This is a genomic window from Polaromonas sp. P1_G2, from assembly GCF_056405515.1.
On record NZ_JBFUBY010000970.1, the window covers coordinates 1 to 493 of the forward strand.

Below are 493 nucleotides of genomic sequence, written 5' to 3' on the forward strand. Positions count from 1 at the left end.
GCACCGGATCGATCCTCAACCATTCGACGATCGCCGCCAACGGCTCGCGCACTGTCGATTACTATCTTCAGGACGGCACGGGGACCATGCGCGAAGACAGGCTCAGCAGCAGCAGCGTCGTGCTGACGAGCGACACGCGCCTGGCCGCCGGCACYCACACCATCACTGACTATGCGGAYGCGCAAACCCTGAGCGGCGGCACGCTGAACGATACGTTCTATTTCCGCAAYATGAAGAMTGCGACGCTGAACTATCAGGGCGGCAACGACACGGTCTACAATCTCGACGTGACGACATCGRCACACGGCCACATTGACATCCACCCTGCATTTGCRACGCAGTTCTCCGGCCTGCAYATGGCRCAGGTSGGGTCGGACGTGGTCATCACCTTCGACAGCCAYGACAGCATCACGCTCAAGGCSACGCAGCTCGCCAGCGTCACCGCGGACGATTTCATCTTCGGGTGATCGGCGCGATCGGCGCTGTGCATGGA

The 493-nt window shown here is 61.2% G+C and carries 1 protein-coding gene; it reads left to right on the forward strand.

The genetic code is table 11. From position 1 onward, the window contains the following. A partial coding sequence (locus AC1D0P_RS28600; protein ID WP_477679823.1) for a hypothetical protein occupies window positions 1-467 on the forward strand: 467 nt, incomplete at its 5' end. Window positions 468-493 lie beyond the last annotated feature (26 nt).